We start from the raw sequence: 20,704 nt of genomic DNA on the forward strand, positions 1-20,704 counted from the left end.
AGTATATTTGAGTTCCAAAATTACTAATAGTTTCACAGACTTGAACATGATAGATTTAAAAAAAGAATTTCCCGTTACCTCTGCCTATACTTACTTAAACACACCTTTTACAGGAGTGCTTTCTTCTGAAGTTTCCAAAAAGATACAAGATATGGAGGAAGATTATAGGCTAAGAGGAAGTGCATTTACCAATGAAAACGAGCACCAAATTATTGAAGATACCAAATCTTTAATCGCTGAGATTTATAATGCTAAAGTTGAGAATATTGGTCTTCTCAATAATTTTTCAACGGGATTTAACCTGATTTTGAATGATTTGCCAGATTCATCCAAAGTTGTTTTGCTAACACAAGATTACCCTTCAGTTAATTTACCAGTTAAATCAAGGCATTTTCAAATCCACGAAGTTGATATCAATCAAAGCTTAAATGAGAATTTGAGAAAAGTATTCTTAGAAGAGAAGCCAGATTTTTTCATGTTTAGTATGACTCAATTCATAAGTGGTCTGACATTTAGTATGAAAGATCTAGAACAATTAAAGCGAGAGTTTCCAGAGGTAAGCTTTATGGTAGATGCGACTCAATATTGCGGTACTGAGCCTTTTGATTTTGAGAATTCACCCTTTGATGTTTTTGGCACAAGTGGTTATAAGTGGCTTAACGCAAGTTTAGGTAATGCTTTTTTTCTTTTTAAATCAAGCTTTTTAAATCGATTTAATTTCAGAACCGTAGGGAGCAATTCTCTTACTTCAAAACCAGATAGTAAACTGAGGTTAACTGGATTTCTTGAACCAGGGCATCACGATCTCCTCGCAGTCGCAAGATTGAAATTTGCTTTGGAATTTCATTACAAAAGAGTGGGAATCGAATTTATTGAATCAACCATCAAAACACTTTCAAAACAAGCAAAAGCTCAATTTTTTGAGATGAATTTATTGGATAAGGAAGTCGTCGATGCAGATTCTTATCAGAATATATTCAGTTTAAAAGGAGATGAAAAATTGATGGAGAAATTGCAGCATAAAGGAATTTTAAGTGCACATCGAGGAGGTAGAATTCGAGTTGGATTTCAGTATTTTAACACAGCAAAGGATTTAGAAATTCTACTAAATGAATTGCGTGAGAATTCTTAATAAACAACTCTACTTTACAATGTCCATTCCATTCCAAAACACTATGATGTTTTTAATAGCATTGGTTTCAGATTTTATTTTGAAATAATACCATACAGCGGTTTCATTTTTTCCGCCATTTGCAAATAAAGTTTAATGCCAAATTGGTATAATACCAAATTAGACCTATAATGACGCAATAAATCGTTTTACCGATACGAATTCGGCACAGGCTTTTTTCACTTGCTTTTCATCAAAAATAATTACCGTAGCTAAGGCTATGCTAGTTATTTTTGATTTCAATCAAAAAATCAATCAATCAATCAATCAATCAAAAAATAATTCAATTTATTCATACGGCATTATAAATATAATTTGGTATGACAAGGGTTTGTCTTATTTAGGGCTAAAAGTTATGGTAGTTACTGTCTACAAAATAAGGGTGTTCAAAACTTAACACTGAGAACTAATGATTCCCTTTGCGATTATAGTTTCATTATTTTCAACTAATTTTTGTCCATTCCAAAGTGCTCTTATCTCATTTCTTTTTAAAGGTATAATTTTTATAATAACCATTTTCACTTTTAAAAACTCTTTCGATATTTAAACTAGCTTCACTAGATAGCCATTCTACAGTTTCGTCATCATATTTTTGAGAGATTTCTGTATGTATAGTTTCCCAAGCTTTAAATTCAACTGTAAGTTCTAGTTTTGGAATTTTGATTTTTTGTGCTTTACTGCTTACCAAAAAACTCTTGGCAGTTCCCGTTTCTGGGTCGTAGGTTTCCCAATGGAAAAACGAATCTAAATCAAAGTTTGCATCAAACTCTTCATTTATTCTTGCGAATAGGTTTTTATTAAAAGCTTCGGTGTATCCTTTGGGGTCATTATAGGCATCAAGAACGGTTTGCGGATGTTTTTTTTGGTCAAAGCCCATGAATAACAAATCTTCTGAAGACATATTTTCTTCAATTTTCGATAAGAAATCGATGGCGTCTTCGTGCATTAAGTTTCCTATGTTGGATCCTAACACTAAAATCACTTTTTGCCTTTTGTTATAACTAGAAAGCTGATTCAATACCTCAAAATAACTACCTTGAAGTAACTCGTAGCTTACTTTTGGTAACTCATTATTTAAAGCATTTCCAAGTTCATCCAACACATTCTGACTAATATCTACTGGTAAATAATTAAAATTGGCTCCTATGTCGGTGAGGTGACTCAGTAAAAGTTTGGTTTTTTTTCCGTCACCAGCTCCCAATTCAATTAAGTCAAACCCTTCTTTAAGTTTAAATTTTTCAGCAATACTAGAAGATTGATGCTTTAAAATAGTGTATTCACTATTAGTCAAATAATATTCTGGCATGGCCATAATATCTTGAAAGAGTTTATCCCCCTTTTTATCATAAATAAATTTGGAAGACAAATGTTTAGGATAATCTGTGAGTCCTTTGATAACATCTTCTTCGAAAGCTGTATGCGTCGTCGTTTGAGTTGTACTATTCATTGTGTAATTGTCGATTTATTTTGTAAGTCTTACACCGCTTTGCTGCCATCTCATATGAGGGTGGAAAAAATTTCTGTATGTTTTTGAGGTGTGATTACTTGAGGTCAAAGCAGAACCACCGCGTAATACTTTTTGGTTGACCATAAATTTGCTATTGTATTCTCCTAGAGCGCCAGCAGCTTTTTTGTAATTTGGATATGGAGTGTAAGCGCTTTCTGTCCATTCCCAGCGTTTTCCCCAGGTGAATTTATCTTGGGCGATCTCCCATTCAAATTCGGTGGGCAATCTATACCCTTTCCATTGAGCAAATGCAGCAGCTTCATAGTAGGAGACATGGCTTAGGACATGATCTAAATTTAATGGTTTTAAACCACTTAAGGCAAACTCAGACCAACCTTCCTCCATTTTTCGCCAATACAGTGGGCAATTTATGTTTTCAGCATAGATCCAGTCCCAAGCTTCGGCATGCCATAGCAGTGGATCTTTATAACCACCATCCTCTATAAACTCTATAAATTCTCCATTAGTGACCAGCCCATCTCGAATCTTAAACTCTTGAAGGAATACTTGATGAGCTTCAGTTTCATTGTCGTAGCAAAATCCTTTACCGTGATGGCCTATTTTATAAAGCCCTTCCTTTATGGAGTGCCAGTCTTGGTTTTTTTCTTGGGAAGATTGCTCATCAAAACTCCCTTCATAGATTGGAAATAGGGGGTTATGACCAAAGCAGTATTTAAGATCCATCAATATCAATTCTTGATGTTGTTTTTCATGATGGATACCAATTTCTACTATAGATAAAAGTTCATGGTGATTAGGATTGAACTCTAACAGATTTGATAATGCATTAGTGACATAAGATCTATAATTGAAAATTTCTTGTAAAGAGGGTCTCGATAAATTTCCACGATCAGTTTTCATCATCCGATTTCCTTTTGTTTCATAATAACTGTTGAACAGGTACGGATAATCTGCCTTATATAACTCATACTCTTTATTGAATTTGGTAAGTATGAACACCTCGAAAAACCAAGACGTATGGGCTAAATGCCATTTGGTAGGTGAAACAAATTCAACAGGTTGTACAACAAAGTCTTCTAGTTGAAGAGGCTTGCAGAGATCTTCCGTAAAGGTTCTCGTCTTTAAAAATTCTTGAATCATAATTGAACAAAATGGAATTTACTAAAATATGACTCCTAGCAAGACCTATTCTAAAAGAATTAACCAAATTTTAAATGGCTACTTTCCCTTTGATATGCGGATGTGGATCGTAATTTTCTAAAGTAAAATCTTCAAATTTAAAATCGAAGATAGAATTTACTTCCGGGTTCAGCTTCATAGTAGGGAGAGGTATTTCAGTTCTAGAAAGCTGAAGATCAACTTGTTCCAAATGGTTATTGTAAATATGTGCATCTCCAAATGTATGAATAAAATCACCTAATTTTAAACCACAGACTTGTGCAACCATCATTGTAAACAAAGCATAAGAAGCAATATTGAAGGGCACTCCTAAAAAAACGTCTGCACTACGTTGATACAGTTGGCAGGATAATTTTCCTTCAGCGACATAAAATTGGAAGAAGGCATGACAGGGTGGTAAGGCTGCTTTTCCATTGGCTATATTGTCATCAAAAGAGGCTGAAGTATCTGGCATGACACTTGGGTTCCATGCAGAAACCATCATTCTTCGGCTATTGGGATTTGTTTTTAAGGTATGAATCAATTCCTTAATCTGGTCTATATCTTCAGAATTCCAATTTCTCCATTGGTGGCCATATACTGGACCAAGATCTCCATCTTCATTTGCCCATTCATTCCAGATTTTAACGCCATTCTCCTTCAGATAAGAAATATTGGTGTCTCCTTTTAAAAACCATAATAATTCATAAATGATAGATTTGAGATGAATTTTCTTGGAGGTTACCAGCGGAAACCCCTCGTTAAGGTCAAATCGCATTTGGTAGCCAAACACGCTTTTGGTTCCTGTTCCTGTTCTATCGCCTTTCTGGATTCCATTGTTAAGAATGTGAGAAATTAAGTCATGGTACTGTTTCATAAACATCGTATTTAGGACCTCCAAAAATAGAAATTTTAATATTTAGAGACCGATAATCAAGTATATTTTATCTCAATTAAATGGATTTATTATGCAAGTTCATTTATATAGAAACTTGGTTTCTGAGTAGTCACATCAATAAATTATAGATAGTAAAATTTTATAAAGCCTATATCATGGATACTTTTCTAGATGGACTACTTTGTACTAACCTATAATCATCCCTGCAATAGTAGCAGACATAAGAGAGGCTAGGGTTCCGCCAATAAGTGCGCGAATACCAAATTCTGATAAAACTTTACGTTGTCCTGGGGCTAGCGAGCCTATACCTCCAATTTGGATGCCAATAGAGGCAAAGTTGGCAAAGCCACATAACATATAGGTGGCCATGATGACAGATTTTTCAAAGTTTAAACTCAGAGCATTTGCAGTGTTTTTAAGTTCTGCCAATTGGATATATCCAACAAATTCACTCGCTACTAGTTTAATCCCTAAAAGCTGTCCCATGAGCATTACATCTTCCTTGGCTACTCCTATCAACCACATGAGTGGAGCAAAGATAATCCCGAGAACCGCTTCTAATGAAAACTTATCGTAAGGCGTGTTTTGGGCAACTAATACATTAAGATTGGTGAGGTCTCCAATCTTCTCAAATCCATAATTAATAAAAGCGATTAAGGCTACAAACACTAGGAGCATGGCTGCAACATTAGCCGCAAGTTTTAAGCCTTCGGTAGTACCGTTGGCAATAGCATCTAGGATGTTAGAGCCTATTTTTTCTGAAGAAACTTCTACGTTGGTATTTATTTTTTCTTGTTGAGGATAGAGTATTTTTGAAATAACGATAGCTCCAGGAGCCGCCATAACAGAGGCTGCAAGCAAATGCTTCGCAAACGCTAATCTCATAACTGGATCATCTCCACCAAGAAAACCTATGTAGGCAGCAAGGACACCTCCTGCCACCGTCGCCATACCACCAATCATCACCAAAAGGATTTCAGAACGAGTCATGCGTTCTAAGTAAGCCTTAATCATCAATGGGGCTTCGGTTTGGCCAAGAAATATATTCCCTGCAACACTTAAGCTTTCTGCTCCAGAAATACCCAATAATTTAGAAAGTACCCAAGCTAATCCACTTACTACCTTTTGAATAATTCCTAGGTAAAACAAGATAGAAGTCAATGCTGAAAAGAAAATAATAGTGGGCAAGATTTGAAAAATAAAAATATAGCCGTAAGTACTTGTGTCCATTAGACCTCCAAGCAAAAACTCACTTCCAGTCGCTGTGAAATCCAAGATTTTCACAAAGATATTTCCTACGAACTCGAAACCAGACTGTACAAAAGGAATTTTTAATACCCCAACGGCCAAGATAAGTTGTGCTAATAGTCCAAACCCAACGGTTTTCCAATTAATAGCTTTTTTATTACTGCTTAAAAGGTAAGCAATAAGAAGCAAACTGAACATGCCTAAAACACCTCTCCATAGGCTATTAAAACTAAAATTTTGATTGGGAGTAATAACCTTAGAGGCTGCTATTTCCGAAATGGATTCAGTAGTATTAACTTTATTGAGTTTAAGCTTTAAATTTTCAGAGGTTAAGTTTAAAACAGAATCAGCAGAAAATTGAAAATCAAAAACAATATTGTTTAAAGAATTTAATTTAGGTTGGCTCTAGTTTAATACAGCTATTATATGTATATTTAGATTATGAACATAGATAATCTAAAAGAGGAAATACTATCACTATCCACTCTAGATCGTGATAATCTGTTAAAGGATATTACAGATTCACTTGAGCATAATCAATTGGTTGAGCGGGCTTCCCGTCGCCATATTTTAGATAATAAAATGGGCGGATGCCCACATTGTTTACATGAAAAATATGTTCGTTTTGGAGTTGACAAAGGCTCGCAGCGCTATAAGTGCAAGTCTTGCAATAGAAGCTTTACTGAATATACTGGCACTTGGATGGCGGGACTTCAAAGAAAGGATATGATTTCATCTTATTTAAGTCTTATGGTTCAAGAAAAAAGTTTAGATAAAATAAGTTCAGAATTAGGCATCAATAAAAAGACAGCCTTTGATTGGCGTCATAAGATATTAGCTTCATTCGATACTAAAAATGACGATGACCAAGACAACTTTACAGGTATTACAGAGAGTGACGAAACCTTTTTCCTAAGATCAGAAAAAGGTATGGAGGTAAAAGATAGGGAATCAAGAAAAAGAGGCGGTAAGTCTAAAAAGAGAGGTATAAGTAAAGATCAAGTTGCGGTAATTGTAACACAGGATAGAAAATCAACATTAGACCTTAGCGTGGCTAAACTCGGTCGAATAGGAAAAGTAGATATAGAAAATGCTATCGGTAAACGTGTTATAAAGGATATAACCATATTGTGTAGCGATGCCCATCACAGTTATAAAGGGTTTGCCAAAGATAGCGAAACAGAGTTCCACATCGTAAATGCATCAAAAGGAGAAAGAGTAAAAGGAAAGTATCACATACAACACGTTAATTCTACTCACAATAGAGTTAAAAAATGGATTGAAAATACCTTTTGGGGAGTATCAACAAAATATCTACAACAATATATGAATTGGTATCGAATAAAGGAAAATATAAAGTCTAGAAGCGATAGAGCCAACGCCTTTGTGGAAGAAACAATTGCTCTAGGTACATTGAAACGGTATAATCAAATCGAATCTAGATATGAAAACTTAATATCAACGCAGACCTAAACTAGAGCCTTTAGGTTTTAATACTAGCTCACTACCATCTGTGGAAAAGTTCCCTTGATGTGCGAGATCATTTGTAGAATGTTGGAGTGTGAAAACGGAATCTAAAAACTCTATAGTCTGCTCGTCTTCAAAATAGGAAACCGAGTCTTGCTGTTCTTTGATATCAATTTCCCAAGTCCCTTGGATGTTTTGGGCTATTAATAAAGTAGGCAAACATAGTAGGAGTACCCAAGTCAAATGTTTCATTTCTTAGCTTCGTTTAGAAATTTCATCACGAATTTTCGCAGCACGCTCATAGTCTTCGTCAGTAACTGCTTTGTCGAGAAGTTCGTTTAGTTTTTTAGTCGTCATTTGGCTAAACTCACTTTTAAATGTAGTTGTTTCTTCAGTTGATTCTTTTTGTTCGGTAGCCTCTATATTTCTAGAATCGTAGATGTCGGTACTTTCACCTTTATCTTTTAAGTAAATTCCAGCTTTGTCAAGGATATTCTTATAAGTAAAAATAGGAGCATCAAACCGAAGTGCAAGAGCTATGGCATCGCTCGTTCGAGCATCTATAGTTTCTTCAATTCCATCTCTTTCACAAACCAAACTCGAATAAAAAATTCCATCTACCAGTTTATGGATAATAACCTGCTTAACGGTAATTTTAAATCTATCTGAAAACGTTTTAAATAAATCGTGTGTGAGAGGTCGTGGAGGTTTTATTTCTTTTTCTAAGGCAATAGCTATAGATTGAGCCTCGAAAGCTCCAATAACTATTGGCAATTGTCTATTGCTATCCATATCGCTCAATAATAGTGCGTAAGCACCATTTTGTGTTTGACTATAGGATATTCCTTTTATGCTAAGTCTAGCTAAGCTCATACTACATGATGTTAAATAAAAAGGCGATCTAATTTTAAGGACATCTTAAAAATTAGACCGCCCATTATTAAGGGCACAATTTATAAAAATTATGAGTTATTTGCTTTAAATTCCTTTAGTTTTTCAATCAATTGTGGGACAACTTCAAAAGCATCACCTACAATACCGTAATCTGCAGCTTTAAAGAATGGGGCTTCTGGGTCGGTATTAATTACAACTTTATTCTTGGAAGCACTTATACCAGCGAGATGCTGTATAGCTCCAGAAATTCCTATTGCAATATATAAGTTGGTAGCTACAGGTTTTCCAGTTTGCCCAACGTGTTCACCGTGAGGTCTCCAACCCATGTCACTTACGGGTTTTGAGCAGGCTGTTGCAGCATTAAGAACTCCAGCAAGCTCTTCTATCATCCCCCAATTTTCAGGGCCTTTCATTCCTCTTCCAGCTGAAATGACAACTTCCGCATCTGCAATGCTCACTTTATCTTTATTTTTATCTACAGATTCTACGGTAATTCCGAAATTTTCATCGGTAAGTTCTGGAAAAAATTCTTCTTGCGTTAGAGAAGATTCATTTTCTTTAAGACCATAAGAATTATTTGATAATCCTAAAACTTTTATATCTGTAGAAATAGACGTCATACTAAAAGCCTTATTCGTAAAAGCTGTGCGTTCTACATTAAATCCCTCATCTAAAGTTGGAAGCTTCACAGCATTTGATACATATCCAGCTTCTAGATCTACTGCTAGCAGTGGTGCCATATATTTCGCATTAGCACTTTGGCTAATGACTACAACTTTGGAATCTTCTTTTTTAGCGGCTTGCGTGATCACTTCAGCATAGGCATCAGCATTAAATTTTGAAAGTTTATCGCTGGATACTTTCAAAACCTTATCTACACCATATTGACTTAATTCCTCAACATTTTCTGCATTAACGGTAACAGCAGTTACGCTAGTTCCCATTAGATCTGCAATTCCCTTAGCATAAGAAGCTACTTCGTAAGCAGCTTTCTTTAGTTTGCCATTCTCCGATTCTGTATATACTAAAATTGACATATTTATTTTTTTTAAAGTTATATAGCTTTTGCTTCGTTATGAAGCAAGTCTATTAATTCATCTAAATTATCTGCGTCTATTAAAGTGACTTCACCTTTGGGCTCAGGTTTTCTAAAGCTTTTGGCTTCAGTATGAGTTTTTGATGATAAAGGCTCTATAATATTTAAAGGTTTTTTTCTAGCCATCATAATTCCTCTCATATTAGGAATTTTTAAATCACTTTCTTCTACTAGACCTTTTTGACCACCAATTACTAAGGGTAAAGATGTTTTAATTGTTTCTTTACCTCCATCCATCTCTCTAACCGCTGTTGCTGTTTCTCCTTCAATGTCTAGACTCACACATGTATTGATGAAGTTAGCTCCGATAAGTTTAGCCAACATTCCAGGTACCATACCTCCATTATAGTCTATGGACTCTCTTCCTGCAATCACTAAATCGTATTCGCCATCTTTCGCAACTTTGGCCAATTCCTTCGCTACTTGAAAACCATCTAGAGGCTCAGTATCTACTCTATAGGCAGTATCTGCACCTATCGCTAAACATTTGCGAATGGTTGGCTCTGTATCTTTACCTCCTACAGTCACTATATCTACTGTGGCCCCTTGTTTTTCTTTAAACCACATCGCTCTCGTTAAACCAAACTCATCGTTTGGATTGATAACAAATTGAACTCCATTGGTATCAAATTTGGTGTCGTTGTCCACAAAATTAATTTTGGAAGTGGTATCAGGTACGTGACTAATACATACTAATATTTTCATTACATCGATTTTTAAAGTATTATAAGACAAATATAATATTTTTGGACCTAAGATACTATGCATGCATAATAAAATTTTTATAAGATTCTTATAGTATTTAGAATTATGAATTGCTACTTTTGTACTTTATTTTTAATAAAAGAAAATACATTTAAATGAGGACAATCCAATTTAGAGAGGCTATTGTAGAGGCCATGAGTGAAGAAATGAGAGCTGATGAAACTATCTATTTGATGGGCGAGGAAGTTGCTGAATACAATGGTGCTTACAAAGCATCCAAAGGTATGCTAGATGAGTTTGGAGAAAAGAGAGTTATAGATACACCCATATCCGAATTAGGTTTTACAGGAATAGGCATAGGATCTGCCATGAATGGAAACAGACCTATTATTGAATTTATGACCTTCAATTTTTCTTTAGTAGGAATTGATCAAATTATAAATAATGCTGCCAAGATGAGACAGATGTCTGGAGGGCAATTTAATATCCCGATAGTATTTAGAGGTCCAACGGGGTCCGCAGGTCAGTTAGGAGCAACTCACTCTCAGGCTTTTGAAAGTTGGTTTGCCAATACACCAGGGCTTAAGGTCGTGATTCCTTCCAATCCTTATGATGCTAAGGGACTATTAAAATCAGCAATCAGAGATAATGATCCTGTTATTTTCATGGAAAGTGAACAAATGTACGGTGATAAAGGAGAGGTTCCTGAAGAAGAATATACAATACCATTAGGTGTTGCAGATATAAAAAGGGAAGGAACAGATGTGACTATTGTTTCTTTCGGAAAAATTATAAAAGAAGCTTATAAAGCAGCTGAAGAACTTGAAAAGGAAAATATTTCTTGTGAGATTATCGATATAAGAACCGTTAGACCTTTAGATTATGAAGCTATTTTAAAATCTGTAAAGAAAACCAATAGACTGATAATTCTTGAAGAAGCTTGGCCTTTTGGTAATGTAGCTACAGATATTACTTATAAAATTCAAAACGAAGCTTTCGATTATTTGGATGCTCCTATTATAAAGTTAAATACAGCAGATACACCTGCACCGTATTCTCCTGTACTTTTAGCAGAATGGTTGCCTAATAGTAAAGATGTTATAAAAGCGGTAAAAAAAGTTTTATATATTTAACACCACCTAACCTCAAAAATGAGCTTCATTTGCATAAAATTGCACTTGAAGCTTTTTCAGTTCAATGAAACATAGTCTATTACTTCTATTTGCCTTAATTACTAGTTCTGCTTTAGCCCAAACGAAGGTTAGTGGCTACATCTATGATACCTCCGGTGAGCCAATCCCCTACGTGAATGTTATATTTTTTGATTCTTCAGAAGGAATAATTTCTGATGAAAATGGAAAATTTTACCTTCAATCGGATCAAAATTACTCATTCCTTGAGTTTTCTTTTATGGGTTTTGAAACTTTGAAGTTTCCTCTAAATAAAAAGGCCACTTATAATATCGAAATTAATCTTGAAGAAAATTCAGCAGAACTAAGCGAAGTCATCGTATATTCTGGAAAAACTTCAAAGAAAAATAATCCTGCTATTGATATTTTAAAAAAAATATGGAAAAATAGGAGAGAAAACGGAACCAAAAAGTTTGATCAATATCAATATAAAAAATATGAAAAACTTGAATTTGATCTCAATACCATAGATAGTTCGCTTATAAATAGTAGAATTTTCAATGGTATGGAGTTTATTTTTGATGATTTAGATACGAATGCTGTTACTGGAAAAACTTACCTGCCTATTTTTCTCAATGAAGCAGCTTCCAAAGTTTATGGGAGCAATGTCTTAAATAAAGAGAAGGAAATTTTATCTGGGAATAAAAATTCAGGATTTAGCAATAACCAAAGTCTTATCGCTTTTATTAAAGATCTATACGCAGAATATGATATCTATAATAATTATATCAAATTTTTTGATAAAAGTTTTGTAAGTCCTTTGTCAACGACTGGTGTAGATAATTACAATTACGTGCTTACTGATAGCACCTATATAGATAAAAAGTGGTGCTATAATATTGTGTATTATCCTAGACGAAAAGGCGAGCTCAATTTTAAAGGAGATTTTTGGGTGAATGATACCACCTGGGCTATCAAAAAAATAAATTTGGCTATGTCCAAAGGCGCTAATATCAACTGGATAAAAGACGTCTATATCGAACAAGAGTTTGATGTGCTTAACGATTCTGTTTTTTTGATTACTAAGGATTTATTTATGACCGATTTCTCCTTAACTAAAAAAGAGGAATCTCGTGGAGTCTATGGAAAACGTACCACCCTTTATGATAATTATGTATTCGATAAGCCTAAGGGGAGTTCTTTTTACAATTATCAGCCAGAGGTTTACAACGAAGCTATATATAATAGAGATGACCAATTTTGGACTCAAAATCGACAAGAGGAATTAAACAAAGATGAAAATCAGGTTTATAAAACTCTAGATACCCTTAAAACTGTAGATGCGTTTAAGCGAATATATAATGTAGGAACTATTTTAGCTACAGGATATTGGGAGCAAAAGGGCTGGGACTTTGGTCCGGTATTTTCAACCTTTGGCTTTAATGAAGTAGAAGGCGTAAGATTAAGAGTTGGGGGAAGAACTTATTTTTCTCAAAACGACCTTTGGAGAGTTCAGGGCTTCATGGCTTATGGATTTGGAGATGATAAGTTTAAGTATGGTATATCAGGAAAATGGCTGTTAGATCCAAAAACGAGATTGACTATCGCTGGGGGGAATAGAAGAGATGTGGAGCAACTTGGTGCTAGTCTTACCAGTTCTACCGATGTATTAGGGAGAAACTTGGCTTCTTCTTCGGTACTTACAGTTGGGGCCAATACGAGCCTTACTAGCATTAACTTGTCGAGTTTTTCAATTGCCTTTGAACCTTTAAAGAATTTTAATTTAAGGTTTGAGGGTAACTTTAAAAGGTTGGAATCCGCATCAGATCAATTTAGCTTAGATTACTTTACAAATACAGAGCGCACGGAAACTAAGGCCGTAACAGAGCAAGTGGAAATCTCTTCTATTATACGATTTTCTCCTGGTCGTGAAACGACAGGCTATGGGGTGGAACGACTCACGGTAAACACCGATAAATATCCAGAACTCTTTTTTAATTATACAAAAGGACTGAACAATATTACCACGAACGATTTCGACTACGAGAAGCTCCAGTTTTATTATAGACAACCTATTCAAATTGGTGGCTTTGGTAGTTTTATTTCTACTGTAGAATTAGGGAAAACCTTTGGGGCTGTTCCTTTAAGCTTATTGAGCATTGTACCTGGTAACCAAACCTTGTTTTCTATACAAGGCACATTTCCTTTATTAGATTTTTATGATTTTGCAACAGATACTTACGCGAGTGTTAACTTTGAACATAACTTCAATGGTCGATTCTTTTCCAGAATACCATGGCTTCGGGAGTTAGATTTAAGAGAAATTGTCTCGGTGAGAGCAGTTGCAGGGAGTATTTCAGAAGAAAATCAGTTGCTTAATGCTTCATTTTCCAATCCGATATTAAGGGCGCCAAGCCGAGAGCCCTATTGGTCTTACAGCTTTGGGATTGGTAATATATTTAGGATCTTAAGAATAGATTTTCACTTTAGGGGTAACTATAATGATTTACCTAGTGCCAGAAAATTTGGGGTGACAGGTGGCTTTGGATTTAAATTCTAAAATAAATAAATTTTAAAGTAGGGTAAGCAGATTTTGTGTTGTTCTATAATTGAACACATAAAATAAACACATAATGAAACTCTTAAAATTAACAGCAGGACTACTAGGATTAGTTTTAATGTCTTCCTGCTCTTCAGACGATTCTGTCTCAGATCCAAATCTAGGCACTACTCCTAAATCTAATCTAGAAATCAAAGCCATTGTTAACGCAACTTCTTTTGCTAGTGTAGAAGTTGCTGAATTTTTTATCAATATTAAAACTATTGAATTCGATTTTGCAGACGGATTTGGTGATGGAAATTCATCTGGTTCTGATGATGAGTATGATTTGACTTTTGAAGATTTACCTAGTGAGATCGTAGCTTATCTAGAGGACAATTATCCAAACGATCCCTTTTGTAAAGGAGAACTAGAAGATGATGACGATGATCCTTATGTCTATGAAATCGAATTGCAAAGTGGAACTGAAATCTATTTCAGAGCCAACTTTAGTGTTTACGCAATAGAGTTTGATGACGATGGTTGCGATTTTGACGATGATGGTGATTACAACGATGGAAATTACGGAAGTGATGATGATTTTGAATTAAATGGTCCTTTCGAGCTGAATCTAAATTCAGATGTGATCACAATTATTAACGTTGAAATTCCTATTGGAGAATATGAAGAAGTAGAGTTTGAGATGGATAGAAGCACTAACCCAAGTAGTGACTTATATCAAAAATCTATCCTGATGAGAGGAACAATTTCTGGAACAGAATTTGAATTTTTCCACACTTTCAATGAAGAGTTCGAGGTAGATTATGAAGATACTGGTCAAAATCTTGTGATCACCGAGGATAATAATAACAGAGTTATTTTTGAATTTGATTTAACTTCAGTATTTAGTTTTGTCGATTTAAGTGATGCTACAGATGGAAATGAAAATGGAGTCATTGAAATAAGCCCAGAAGATAATGATGGTAACAGACAACTTGCCCATAGAATTAAAAATGCAATTAAAGATTATGTAGACTTACTAGACGACTAGAAGGTATTTAAGACTTTATTTTAACTCCCTATTTGGATTGCCAAATAGGGTTTTTTTATGCTATACTTTTTATTGATCTATCAGTTTAATTCATTTTGATAATTACTTAATCCCACGATTAATACCAAATTAAATTTATCATGCCGTTTAAATAAATTGAATTATACTTCGACGTAGCTCAGCATTGGTTTTTTGATTGATTGAAGTTAAAACTAATTAGCATAGCCTTAGTTATGGTAATTAGTTTTGATAAAAAAACAGGCGAAAAAAGCCTGTGCCGAATTCATTTCGGTAAAACGATTTATGGCAACATTATAGGTTTAATTTGCTATTGTAGTGTATCAAGAGACTATTTTGGGATAAGAAATACTGCATAAAACTATTTATAAAGGATGGTGTTTTAGGCTTTCTCTATTTCATTTTTAATCCTAGTTTTAATCTGACTTAAAATCAAAAGTGCTCCAACCAAAGGGATAGAAACAATGAACAGTGTTTGAGTGCTCTGGGAAGTAAAAAGTCTGACAAGGATAACTACAATGAGAATTAACCATGCTAATAGTGCTAGATAAAAAATAGCGTTTAAAATTTTTAATTTGGATTTTAAATCCTCTGTAGTCGGTTGATTAGAATTCATTAAGGAGCAATTTATTAGTTAGAGTTTTTCAAATATTAAAAAACTCAATTCATCGGTATCTTCATCAGAAAGTTCAATAGTATTTGGGGTCGAAAACCTATCGACCACCCAATCTTCATCAAATTCTTCCAGTAGTTCATTGCTTTCAAAATCCAGCTCGAAAATCAGTTCGTCCTCATCAATTTCTGCAGTCCATTCACCAGTAAAAGAGTTTCCGCTTGTGGTATTAACTACCGAAATAGTGTTGTTTGTATTAAAAGTAAAAACAAAATCATCGTAATCATCTGTTTCATCTTGTTCTTCATCAATAAAGGAAGTGACTTTAAATTCTCCACTGGTGATAAAAGCAATAAATTGTTGAAGTTGTGTGCTGTTATTTATAAATAAAGAGGGGTTAAAACAATTCTCGGCAAGGTTTCGTATGGCGATTTCTAACTCTAAATTTGATACTATAATTTGAACAGTAGTGTCTACTCTAATTTCTATAGGGTAAGCGATCTCATAAAAATCATCAGTCGGCTGTAAATTGTCTAAAAAGTTGAAAAATTGAGCCTCATTTTGAACGGACCTCTCGTTTATAAAACTAGTGTCGCTGTCAAACACATTAAGCTGAATAGGGAAAGTGTATTCTAGACAATTAATTTCTGTACTACCTTCCAGTGTGTTTAAGAGAGAGAAAAAGGCAATTTCATTTTCAATGTTGAGGAGTTCGTAATTAGGAAGGGATACCTGTACTGGAAAAGTGATATCAACACTGTAGTCGTTGGGAAAAGAAATCAGTTCGTTTATAACCGCTTGGTAGTCATCAAATTCATTTAGGGTGAATGCGTTATTTGAATTGATCGTAATCTCGTATGGAAATTCAAGGCTTAGGCTATTAGAATTATCAATGAAATCGTCAAAAGCGGTTGGGTTTTGATTAAGTCTGGAGATGAGGCCAGTCAATTCACTTAGACTTGTAAGACTAGAAGTTTCATCCACTTGTTCAAAAAATTCCTCAGTTTGACAAGAGAGTAAAATAAAAAAGAAACCAAATACGTAAAAATGTTTCATAATCTGTAAATTTATAAAAACCTATCTTAAGATATAACAACTTTTTCCATATAAACCCTAGCTTTCAATTAGGGTTCATATATTGTCATTTGTTTATATAAAACTAGTTAAGGAGATCCTATGGAGAAACAACTCGTCGATAATGTTTGTGAAGAACAGGTTTTTGAAGGGATATATAGCAAAAATTCAGAAGTGATAAATAATTACTTCTTCTATAAGTTTGGTCATAAAATCATGGCAGAGGACTCTGTTCAGGAAGCTTTTTTAAAGCTCTGGGAGAATTGTAAAAAAGTTCCTTTTGCAAAGGCAAAATCTTATTTATACACAGTAGCCAATAATATTTCTTTAAATAAATACAAACACCAAAAGGTAGTTTTGAAGTATGCAAAGACTGAGCCTCAGCGGACTGAAGATTTCCAAAGCCCAGAGTATAAGATGGAGGAAAAAGAGTTTAAGGTAAAGCTAGAAAAAGCTATACAAGACTTGTCAGAAAAGCAAAGAACCGCCTTTCTGCTCCATCGGATTGATAATAGATCTTATAAAGAAATAGCAGAAATTTTGAACATAAGTGTAAAGGCTGTTGAGAAGCGCATGCAAAAGGCATTAGAGGGGATGAGAAAACAAATTGATGAATTTAAGTAGGGTAAACCCTTTTTTGATTGTTCTTTAAATAGAGAGTGTAAAAATGAAACAAAAATACAACTTAGCAGATTGGCTCGACGGTAAAGTAGATGATGAGGCTGTCAAAAACACGAAGGGATTTGATACATTAAAGAAGATCAAAATGTATTCAGCGCATTTTCAAAAGCCAGAGTTTAAAAAAGATGAGGTCTATAAGGCTATTAAGAAGAAAAAAGCCAGCCGTAGAAAAACTAAATTTAACTGGTCCATAGCTGCGTCTACCCTTTTAATTATTGGAGTATCAACACTTATTTATACTTTATCCAATAAAGATTTTACAGCCAAAATCAACTCCCAAGAAACGGTTTTGCTTCCGGATGACTCTAAAGTTATTCTAGCTCAAAATAGCAAATTTCAATTTAATAATTGGTTTTGGAGTTTCGATAGGACTACCACACTTTTTGGTAAGGCTTATTTTGATGTGGCTAAAGGAAAAACATTTACGGTTAAAACTGATTTGGGAACCGTTCAAGTATTGGGAACTCGTTTTGATGTTGAGTCCAGAGATTCTATTTTTAGAGTAGTCTGCTATGAAGGATCAGTAAAGGTGACCTCGTTAAAAAATGAAATCATTTTAGAAAAAGACGAGTTTGTTGCTTTTCAGAATGGGCGCAAAGTAGAGCAAAGTAATGTTTATATAGATGAGCCAGACTGGATATCCACTGCGAATGTATTTAAAGACACTCCTTTGTCTGAAGTAATCCTTCAGTTAGAAAAAGACTATACTATAGACATAGATATATCTAAGCTCAACCAAAACAAGCGTTTTACAGGAAGTTTACCTTCAGATAGTTTATCCTTGGCTTTAGATATTTTAGTTAAAACGTATCAAATCAATTTCAAAATTATCAATAGAAATAAGTTTATTTTTGTTGAGGATGAGACCAGATAAACCCTTTACAAGATTTCTTTTTTTAGTACTACTTATCCTATCAGTCAATTCCCTTTTTGGCCAATCCTTTAAAAAGTTAAGTCTTGTTGATTTACTTATTACTCTAGAAGAAAAATATGAGGTGTCATTTAATTATTTGTCTGAAGATTTATCTGATGTGAGAGTCCTTGCTCCTCAAAACGTTGAGCTTAAATTAGATCTAAAGTTCTTAGAACAACAACTCCCTCTTGAGTTTACTTTTATTACTGAAAAAAATATAAGTATTTCTTATAAAAGGAATCTAAAATGCTACACGTTTTTGAATGCAAATGCCTTGTCTCCCGTTTTTGGAGTGGAAATATACCAGAATACTAAGCTGTTGGGAGAATCTAACGGCATGGGGAAAGTCTTTGTAGATTCTACGCTTGAACTATCAGAGTTAAAATTCTATCATCCTAAGTATTTCAATACCAAAGGGGCGCAAACCCTATCAAATGCAGAAAACTGTAGTATTATTTACCTTTTTCAAGAAATTGAACTTGATGAAATTATTTTGCAGGACTATCTAACCAAAGGGATATCCTTAAACACAGACAATAGTATACGTATAGTGCCTCAAGAGTTTGGAATACTTCCCGGTCTCATAAACGCAGATGTTCTCCATAGCTTGCAATATGTTCCAGGCATTGTGAATACTGATGAAACTATCGCCCAAATTAATGTTAGAGGAGGGACACACGATCAAAATTTGGTGCTTTGGAATGGCGTACGGCTTTACCAAACTGGTCATTTCTTTGGGATGATTTCTGCCGTTAATCCTTTGGTCAACAACACTATTGATGTTTATAAAAATGGGAGCTCTGCGTTTTTCGATGAGGGGGTGTCTTCGGTTATAAATATTACATCTAGGGAACATACATTGGATTACACTACTCAATTTCAGCTTAATTTTTTGAGTGCTAACGCAAGTTCATTTTTAGAATTAGGCGATAAGTCAACCTTTCAGCTTACAGCAAGGCGTTCGCTTACAGATGTTTGGCAATCTCCGACTTATGGTAGATTTACCGATAAAGTATTTCAAAATACGGAAGTAGAAGACTTAGGTTTGGGCAATACTAATACTATAACTACAGAACAGAGTCTCCAATTTTATGATGCTTCTTTACAATATCAATATAGTTTTGCTAATAATAGCATATTACATGTAGACGTCTTAGGTATTCAAAATAATTTGGTGTTTAACGAAATATTAGAAACTAATTCGCAACAAAAGTTAAACGATTTTAAGCAAGAAAACTTTCTGTTGAATCTAGATTATAGTTTTCCTTGGAACTCAACAAATTCAACTCACATTAGTTTTACATCTTCATTCTATAAACGGGAGGCTACCAATCGGTCTGTTTCTTCCGCCCAAGTTTTAAATCAACTAAACCAAGTAACAGATCTTGGATTGAACTTGAAGAATGACCATCAACTATCAGAACAATTCATACTCAATACTGGCTATCAATACAAAGAAGTAGGGGTGAGAAATGATAATGAGGTAATCTCGCCAGATGTTATCCAAAGAGAAAAGAGAGTACTCACCACTCATTCTGCTATTGCTGAGTTGAATTATACCTCTAAAAATGAAAAAGTAATGACCCGCTTTGGTCTTCGTGGAAAATATTACTCTGAGTTTGACGAGATAAGGATAGAACCAAGGTTTAGTTTTAGTTATCAGATCAATCCCCACTGGCGATGGAATGTTTTAGCAGAACAAAAAAATCAAGCCCTCACTCAAGTAATCGATCAACAGCAAGACTTTTTTGGATTGGAAAAGCGCCGTTGGATTCTAGCAGATGAAAATAACTTTCCTGTGATCAATAATCTTCAGTATGAGCTTGGATTAAATTTCAACAAAAAAGGATGGTTGTTTCAGGGAAGCTTATACCATAAACAAGTAGAAAGTATTTCTTCTGGCAGTCAAGGTTTTCAAAACCAATTGGAGTTTTTGCGGTTAAGTGGAAATTATGAGGTTTTTGGCGCTGAGATTCTTGCTCAAAAAAGAGTTAATCAGTTCATTTTTTGGGTCAACTTTTCTATAATGGATAATAGTTATGATTTCGAAAATTTTGATCCTCAGCAGTTCGCTAATAATTTTGAAATCAGACAGAGTTCAGCATTTGGAATAAGCTACGATTCAGATGAGCTTAAATTATCTTTTGGTGGCCGCTATTTCTCAGGTAAGCCGACCACAGATATAGATCTTGATAATCCAATTTTATCTCCACAAACCAATCCAAGTTTAAATTTCCTCAGCCCAAACGAAGCCAATTTGCGAGATTATTTTCAGCTTAATTTTACAGGCAGTTATACGTTCAACTTTGATTCTTCAGTCTTAGAAACTGGCTTGAGTATTTTGAACCTCTTCAATAGTGACACTTTAACCAATCAGTTTTTCAGACTAGATGAGTCAGGATCCGCTGTAGAAAATATTCGCGTCAGAAATTTAGAGTTGACTCCTAATCTTTTCTTGACCTATCGGTTTTAGTATAAATACTTTTCTTCTTCTGACTATTTTACGGTTCATCTGAATCATTCAACTGCTCGTCAATTAATTAAGAATACAATGAAGCTTTCATTCTATTTTTGACATGA

The 20,704-nt window shown here is 34.5% G+C and carries 18 protein-coding genes; 8 read left to right on the forward strand and 10 right to left on the reverse strand.

The window, feature by feature from the left end; genetic code table 11:
* The first annotated feature begins 46 nt into the window (after positions 1–46).
* Positions 47–1,132, forward strand: a complete 1,086-nt coding sequence (locus P700755_RS13935; RefSeq protein WP_015025281.1) for an aminotransferase class V-fold PLP-dependent enzyme — start codon at positions 47–49, stop codon at positions 1,130–1,132.
* Positions 1,133–1,649: 517 nt separating this feature from the next.
* Here P700755_RS13935 and P700755_RS13940 read toward each other — a convergent pair.
* The 4 genes from P700755_RS13940 to P700755_RS13955 all read right to left on the reverse strand — a co-directional run bounded on the left by P700755_RS13940 (position 1,650) and on the right by P700755_RS13955 (position 6,318).
* Positions 1,650–2,618 (reverse strand): L-histidine N(alpha)-methyltransferase, encoded by a 969-nt coding sequence (locus P700755_RS13940; RefSeq protein ID WP_015025284.1) that lies wholly within the window; start codon positions 2,616–2,618, stop codon positions 1,650–1,652.
* Between the two features lie 15 nt (positions 2,619–2,633).
* Entirely contained in the window at positions 2,634–3,779 is a 1,146-nt protein-coding gene (gene egtB / locus P700755_RS13945) for an ergothioneine biosynthesis protein EgtB (protein ID WP_015025285.1), read from the reverse strand.
* A gap of 70 nt (positions 3,780–3,849) precedes the next feature.
* On the reverse strand, positions 3,850–4,674 hold the full coding sequence (locus P700755_RS13950) for a thymidylate synthase (RefSeq protein WP_041758393.1): 825 nt from the start codon (positions 4,672–4,674) through the stop codon (positions 3,850–3,852).
* Positions 4,675–4,881: 207 nt separating this feature from the next.
* Entirely contained in the window at positions 4,882–6,318 is a 1,437-nt protein-coding gene (locus P700755_RS13955) for a NupC/NupG family nucleoside CNT transporter (protein WP_083858521.1), read from the reverse strand.
* 66 nt (positions 6,319–6,384) lie between these two features.
* On the opposite strand from P700755_RS13955, the gene P700755_RS13960 reads away from it, so the two are divergent.
* On the forward strand, positions 6,385–7,416 hold the full coding sequence (locus tag P700755_RS13960) for an IS1595-like element ISPto1 family transposase (protein WP_015022784.1): 1,032 nt from the start codon (positions 6,385–6,387) through the stop codon (positions 7,414–7,416).
* On the opposite strand, the gene P700755_RS13965 is transcribed toward P700755_RS13960, so the two are convergent.
* From P700755_RS13965 to P700755_RS13980, 4 genes are all read right to left on the reverse strand, one after another.
* Complete coding sequence (locus tag P700755_RS13965) at positions 7,402–7,662, reverse strand: hypothetical protein (protein WP_015025289.1); 261 nt, start codon at positions 7,660–7,662, stop codon at positions 7,402–7,404. The two genes, P700755_RS13960 and P700755_RS13965, sit on opposite strands and share 15 nt — an antisense overlap.
* 3 nt (positions 7,663–7,665) lie before the next feature.
* The gene (locus tag P700755_RS13970) at positions 7,666–8,283 is read right to left on the reverse strand and encodes a bifunctional nuclease family protein (RefSeq protein ID WP_015025290.1); all 618 of its coding nucleotides are present in this window, start codon (positions 8,281–8,283) and stop codon (positions 7,666–7,668) included.
* Between the two features lie 89 nt (positions 8,284–8,372).
* Complete coding sequence (locus P700755_RS13975) at positions 8,373–9,341, reverse strand: electron transfer flavoprotein subunit alpha/FixB family protein (RefSeq protein WP_015025291.1); 969 nt, start codon at positions 9,339–9,341, stop codon at positions 8,373–8,375.
* Positions 9,342–9,358: 17 nt separating this feature from the next.
* Positions 9,359–10,105, reverse strand: a complete 747-nt coding sequence (locus P700755_RS13980) for an electron transfer flavoprotein subunit beta/FixA family protein (RefSeq protein WP_015025292.1) — start codon at positions 10,103–10,105, stop codon at positions 9,359–9,361.
* A gap of 155 nt (positions 10,106–10,260) precedes the next feature.
* Between P700755_RS13980 and P700755_RS13985 the strand changes: the two genes are divergently transcribed.
* From P700755_RS13985 to P700755_RS13995, 3 genes are all read left to right on the forward strand, one after another.
* Entirely contained in the window at positions 10,261–11,238 is a 978-nt protein-coding gene (locus P700755_RS13985) for a pyruvate dehydrogenase complex E1 component subunit beta (RefSeq protein ID WP_015025293.1), read from the forward strand.
* A 64-nt stretch (positions 11,239–11,302) separates the two neighbouring features.
* Positions 11,303–13,795, forward strand: a complete 2,493-nt coding sequence (locus P700755_RS13990) for a DUF5686 and carboxypeptidase-like regulatory domain-containing protein (protein ID WP_015025294.1) — start codon at positions 11,303–11,305, stop codon at positions 13,793–13,795.
* A 73-nt stretch (positions 13,796–13,868) separates the two neighbouring features.
* A complete protein-coding gene (locus P700755_RS13995) occupies positions 13,869–14,825 on the forward strand; it encodes a hypothetical protein (RefSeq protein ID WP_015025295.1) in 957 nt (318 codons plus the stop codon).
* 400 nt (positions 14,826–15,225) lie between these two features.
* Here P700755_RS13995 and P700755_RS14000 read toward each other — a convergent pair whose 3' ends face one another.
* Together P700755_RS14000 and P700755_RS14005 are read right to left on the reverse strand one after the other, a co-directional pair.
* The gene (locus P700755_RS14000) at positions 15,226–15,459 is read right to left on the reverse strand and encodes a hypothetical protein (protein ID WP_015025296.1); all 234 of its coding nucleotides are present in this window, start codon (positions 15,457–15,459) and stop codon (positions 15,226–15,228) included.
* Positions 15,460–15,477: 18 nt separating this feature from the next.
* Positions 15,478–16,512, reverse strand: coding sequence for a hypothetical protein (locus P700755_RS14005; RefSeq protein WP_015025297.1), 1,035 nt, complete (start codon positions 16,510–16,512; stop codon positions 15,478–15,480).
* A gap of 120 nt (positions 16,513–16,632) precedes the next feature.
* Between P700755_RS14005 and P700755_RS14010 the strand changes: the two genes are divergently transcribed.
* From P700755_RS14010 to P700755_RS14020, 3 genes are read left to right on the forward strand one after another with little or no spacing between them, the layout of a single operon-like run.
* Entirely contained in the window at positions 16,633–17,154 is a 522-nt protein-coding gene (locus tag P700755_RS14010; RefSeq protein ID WP_015025298.1) for an RNA polymerase sigma factor, read from the forward strand.
* A gap of 43 nt (positions 17,155–17,197) precedes the next feature.
* On the forward strand, positions 17,198–18,085 hold the full coding sequence (locus P700755_RS14015; RefSeq protein WP_015025299.1) for a FecR family protein: 888 nt from the start codon (positions 17,198–17,200) through the stop codon (positions 18,083–18,085).
* The gene (locus P700755_RS14020) at positions 18,072–20,597 is read left to right on the forward strand and encodes a TonB-dependent receptor plug domain-containing protein (protein WP_015025300.1); all 2,526 of its coding nucleotides are present in this window, start codon (positions 18,072–18,074) and stop codon (positions 20,595–20,597) included. The genes P700755_RS14015 and P700755_RS14020 overlap by 14 nt, the downstream gene beginning before the upstream one ends.
* Positions 20,598–20,704 lie beyond the last annotated feature (107 nt).

Source organism: Psychroflexus torquis ATCC 700755, from assembly GCF_000153485.2.
Taxonomy (GTDB): domain Bacteria; phylum Bacteroidota; class Bacteroidia; order Flavobacteriales; family Flavobacteriaceae; genus Psychroflexus; species Psychroflexus torquis.